The organism is Phenylobacterium sp. (genome assembly GCF_044372605.1).
Lineage (GTDB): Bacteria > Pseudomonadota > Alphaproteobacteria > Caulobacterales > Caulobacteraceae > Phenylobacterium.
This window is the reverse complement of the sequence record NZ_JBILRO010000268.1, coordinates 1-4356: the sequence shown is the minus strand read 5'-3', so window position 1 is coordinate 4356 and position 4356 is coordinate 1. Positions and strand designations below refer to the sequence as shown.

The following is a 4356-nucleotide window of genomic DNA, read 5'->3' as shown; positions in this document are numbered from 1 at the left end:
AGTTGGCCAATGGCCATTCCGGCAAGGAAAGCCGCGACTGTGGCCTGGGTCGCCGCCGGGGTGGCATCCAGCGACTGCCCGATGGCCGGCAGGGTACTGAGGTACATATCGATCGCCAGCGGCCCCATGGCGGTGAGCGATCCCAGAAGGATCACCAACCCCCAGGGCGTCGGCGGCGAAGCGGATGAAGGGTTGGCGGACGTCACGGCGCCCATGCCCTACTGGACACATAGGGGTCGGCGATACCCCAAACCGCACGGAGCCCCCCATGTCAGCGCTCGAAACCATGATGCCGCCGGTGCAGACGGCCTCCGTCAATGGCGTGGAGCTGGCTTACTATGAGGTGGGGCCGCGCGGGCAAGGCGTGCCGATCATCTTCTGCCACGGTTTCCCGGAGCTGGCGTTCTCGTGGCGCCACCAGCTCCAGGCCTGCGAGGCGGCGGGACGCTGGGCTATCGCCCCGGACCAACGCGGCTACGGACTGTCGTCGAAGCCCGACGCCGTGGACGCCTACGATATCGATCAGCTGACCGCCGACATGGCCGGCCTGCTGGATCATCTGGGCGTGGAGAAGGCGATCTTCTGCGGCCACGACTGGGGCGGCATCGTGGTCTGGCAGATGCCGCTGATCCATCCCGATCGCGTGGCGGGCGTCATCGGCCTCAACACCCCCTTCATGCCGCGCGCGCCGGCCGACCCGATCGCGATCATGAGGGCGCGCTTCGGACCGGACATGTACATCGTCTGGTTCCAGAATCCGGATGAGCCGGAGGCAGTGCTGGGCGCCGACACCACCAGAACCATGGCCTTCTTCATGCGCAAACCCGCCGCGCAGCCGGTTACAGTCCAGCCCGACGCCTCGGGATCGACGTTTGCGTTCAAGGACCTGTTGCGCAACTGGGACGGCGTGACCGGCGGCGAACCCCTGCTGACGCCCGACGAACTGGCCGTGTTCGCCGAGGCGTTCCGGGCCGGCAGCTTCTTCGGCCCGGTCAGCTGGTACCGTAACTTCACCCGCAACTGGGAGCGCTCGGAGACCCTGCCCACCCGGATCGACGGTCTGCCCTGCCTGATGATCACCGCCGAGCTGGACGCCGTGCTGCCCCCGTCGGCCGCTGAGCACATGGCGGGCTTCATCGGCGATCTGGAGACGGTGATGGTGGCCGGATCGGGCCACTGGACGCAGCAGGAAAAGCCGGAAGAGGTGAACGCCCTGATCCTGGGCTGGCTCGACAGGCGTTTCCCGACGTAAAAGACGCATATGGAACGCAACACCCCGGCGCAGGCCTTCTCGTCCACCTCGAATCGCCGGGGTCTCTTCGCCGACAACGAGCCTTTCGATTCAGGCTGGCTGGCCACCGACGGGCCGCACGAGATCTACTACGAGCAGTGCGGCGTACAGGACGGCAAACCCTGCGTGATCCTGCACGGCGGCCCGGGCGGCGCGATCAACCCCACCATGCGGCGTTTCTTTGATCCGTCGAAGTGGCGGATGGCCCTGTTCGATCAGCGCGGCTGCGGCAAGAGCCGGCCCAACGCCAGCCTGGACGACAACACCACCTGGTCGCTGATCGCCGACATCGAGCGGCTGCGCGAGCATCTGGGCGTAGAGAAATGGTGCGTCTTCGGCGGGTCCTGGGGTTCCACCCTGGCGCTGGCCTACGCCATCACCCACCCGGAACGGGTGGAGAGCCTGGTACTCAGGGGCATCTTCCTGCTCACCCCGCGCGAGCTGCGCTGGTTCTATCAGGACGGCGCATCGATGCTGTTCCCCGACGCCTGGGCGCGGTTCTGCGCGCCGATCCCGCTGGAAGAGCGGGGCGACATGATCAGCGCCTACCACAAACGGCTGACCCATACGGACCGGCGCATTCAGGCCGAGGCCGCTACCGCCTGGAGCCAGTGGGAGGGCGACACCATCTCCATCCGCGGCCCCGAAGCCCGGCCGTCCAAGTTCAACGAGGTCGACTTCGCCATCGCCTTCGCGCGGATCGAATGCCACTTCTTCGCCAACGGCGGGTTCTTCGACAGCGAGAACTGGATTCTGGAAAACGTGAGCAAGCTGGCCGGGATTCCGGGCTGGATTGTCCAGGGCCGCTTCGATGTGGTGACCCCGATGGACAGCGCCTGGCGCCTCAAGACGGCATGGCCGAAGGCGCGTTTCGAAGTGGTCTGGGACGCTGGCCACGCCTCGACCGAGCCGGGAATCGTCGACGGTCTGGTCCGTGCGACGGAGGCGGCGCTCAGGGTTTGAGTTACGTCAGCAAGCAGAGGGCTGCGGCCCCGTCGGGGACAGCCTCAGTCGGGATTTTTCGATCAAAGGTCGCCAGGCGACCGACGTTGGCGACGGCCAACGCCAGAAGATAGATATCCGTCACGTCGCCGGAACTGAGAAGACGGCGGCGAACCAGATGCTGCTGATCTCGCAGACTTATGGCGTCCGGCCAGAACACATGACCCGGCAGGGCGCATAGGGCCTCAAGCGCTGGCAGTACAGCTGAGGCTGAACCATGTGGTGTCGGGTAGCGCGGTCCCCCAACAATACGCAGGACGCCGTTTTCGGTCAGAGGGCAGGTTGCGAACGAATGGCGTCCCTCGCGTGCAAACCAGGCGTGGGCCCGAGAGCTGTCGACATGGGACCGATCGATGAGAGCAATGAGGATGTTGACGTCGAGCAAAAACGTCACAGCGTCTCGTCATCAAGCTGCTTGATCAGTTCGGGCGTGACGATTGCGCCAGGTCTGACCGGTAGCTGCAAGATGCCATTCAGATAGGTCGGCTCGGCTGGCGTCGCAGGCGCAAGCGCCTCGCGGATGAGGTCCGAGATGACCTGTCCGACAGGCCGCCCCTGAACCTGGGCTATATGTTTGGCCGCGAGCAGAACGTCGTCGTCGATCGCAAGTGTCGTACGCATTGGACCCTCCTGCATCACGCATCATACATCAGATGCGGGCAGAATGAATTCAGACAAATGATCCCTTGCCGCTGGTCACTTCAGAATACCGGTGCACCCGGACAGACTGGACCAGGCCAAACCCGATCATCACCGTCAGCATCACGGTGCCGCCATAGCTGAGCATCGGCATCGGCACGCCCACCACCGGCGCCAGTCCCATCACCATCAGGCCGTTGATCATCACATAGAGGGTGAAGGTGGCGGTGACGCCCGCCGCGGCCAGCCGTCCGAAGTGGCTGTGGCTGAGATAGGAGGTCCGGAGCGCCATGAAGATCGCCGCGCCATAGAGGATCAGAAGTGAGGCGCAGCCGACAAAACCGAACTCCTCGGCGAGCGCGGCAAAGATGAAGTCGGTCTGTTTCTCGGGTAGGAAATTGAGCTGACTCTGGGAGCCCAGCCCATAGCCCTTGCCCAGCAGGCCGCCGGAGCCTAGCGCAATCATCGACTGCAGAATGTGATAGCCCGAGCCCGAGGGATCGCTCTCGGGGTCGAGAAAGGTCAGCACCCGCTGGCGTTGATAGTCGTGCATGCCGAAGATGACGTAGGGCGGGATCACGGCCAGCACCCCGGCCACGGCGGTGGCGATGATCTTCCAGGAGAGGCCGGCCAGCACCACGATGGCGCCGCCGGTCATGGCGATCAGCAAGGCGGTGCCCAGATCCGGCTGGTGCGCCACCAGCAGCACCGGGACGGCGATCATCAACGCCGGAATGAACAACCACCATGACAACCGGGCGCGCTCCGCCGACACGCCGTGATAGAGCCGCGCCAGCGCCAGCACGATGCCGATCTTGATCACCTCTGAGGGCTGGAAGCTGAAACTGCCAATGGACAACCAGCGCTGGGCGCCCAGCCTGATGTCACCGACCAGCTCCACCGCGATCAGCAACAGCACGCCCAGGCCATAGATCGGATAGGCCAGCGTGAACCACATCCGCAGATCCACCATCGCCAGAGCGATCAGGATCACAATGCAGATCCCGAACCGACTGGCATGCGCCGCCGCCCAGGGTGTCCAGGAAGATCCGGCGATGGAGAACAACATCAGCGATCCGGCCCCGGCGATCAGGCACAACACGAGGACAAACAGCCAGTCGATTTCGGTCAGCTTGACGGTCAGCCGATCGCGTTCACCGGGGCGGGTCAGGGCGGACACGGTCATGCCGGACCTCCAGGGATGGCGGCCGTCCGTTCGATGGTGGTGGACTGGGGCACGGTGTCCAGTTCCGGGTCGGGCGCCATTTCGGGCATCGGCAACGGCTTTTCGATCCGCGCGCGGATCTCCGGATCCTTCAACAGCGTGGTGCGCATGATCTCCCTCGCACGCGGCGCTGCGGCGGTCGACCCGCCCATACCGTGCTGCACCACCACGGCTATGGCGTAACGAGGGGCGTCAATGG

At 64.9% G+C, this 4356-nt stretch carries 5 protein-coding genes and 2 pseudogenes; 2 read left to right on the top strand and 5 right to left on the bottom strand.

Annotated elements, in window-relative coordinates; genetic code table 11:
- Window positions 1-206: pseudogene (locus ACIQ42_RS16440) on the bottom strand (Bcr/CflA family drug resistance efflux transporter); the annotation flags it as partial.
- A gap of 62 nt (window positions 207-268) precedes the next feature.
- Here ACIQ42_RS16440 and ACIQ42_RS16435 point away from each other — a divergent pair.
- Window positions 269-1252, top strand: coding sequence for an alpha/beta fold hydrolase (locus ACIQ42_RS16435; RefSeq protein ID WP_397423325.1), 984 nt, complete (start codon window positions 269-271; stop codon window positions 1250-1252).
- 9 nt (window positions 1253-1261) lie between these two features.
- Window positions 1262-2254: a prolyl aminopeptidase gene (gene pip, locus ACIQ42_RS16430; RefSeq protein ID WP_397423324.1), complete on the top strand. Its 993-nt coding sequence runs from the start codon at window positions 1262-1264 to the stop codon at window positions 2252-2254.
- A gap of 1 nt (window position 2255) precedes the next feature.
- On the opposite strand, the gene ACIQ42_RS16425 is transcribed toward pip, so the two are convergent.
- From ACIQ42_RS16425 to ACIQ42_RS16410, 4 genes and pseudogenes are all read right to left on the bottom strand, one after another.
- Window positions 2256-2687, bottom strand: coding sequence for a TA system VapC family ribonuclease toxin (locus tag ACIQ42_RS16425; RefSeq protein WP_397423323.1), 432 nt, complete (start codon window positions 2685-2687; stop codon window positions 2256-2258).
- Complete coding sequence (locus tag ACIQ42_RS16420; RefSeq protein ID WP_397423322.1) at window positions 2684-2914, bottom strand: CopG family transcriptional regulator; 231 nt, start codon at window positions 2912-2914, stop codon at window positions 2684-2686. Before ACIQ42_RS16420 ends, ACIQ42_RS16425 begins: the two co-directional genes overlap by 4 nt.
- Before the next feature lie 49 nt (window positions 2915-2963).
- Complete coding sequence (gene rodA, locus ACIQ42_RS16415) at window positions 2964-4118, bottom strand: rod shape-determining protein RodA (RefSeq protein WP_397423321.1); 1155 nt, start codon at window positions 4116-4118, stop codon at window positions 2964-2966.
- Window positions 4115-4356, bottom strand: a pseudogene (locus ACIQ42_RS16410) (penicillin-binding protein 2); the annotation flags it as partial. The gene rodA and the pseudogene ACIQ42_RS16410, both read right to left, overlap by 4 nt.

Bases quoted from the DNA above. Each gene is read 5' to 3' on its own strand.
- ACIQ42_RS16420 (WP_397423322.1), bottom strand. From the start codon at position 2,914: ATGCGTACGACACTTGCGATCGACGACGACGTTCTGCTCGCGGCCAAA.
- pip (WP_397423324.1), top strand. From the start codon at position 1,262: ATGGAACGCAACACCCCGGCGCAGGCCTTCTCGTCCACCTCGAATCGC.
- rodA (WP_397423321.1), bottom strand. From the start codon at position 4,118: ATGACCGTGTCCGCCCTGACCCGCCCCGGTGAACGCGATCGGCTGACC.
- ACIQ42_RS16435 (WP_397423325.1), top strand. From the start codon at position 269: ATGTCAGCGCTCGAAACCATGATGCCGCCGGTGCAGACGGCCTCCGTC.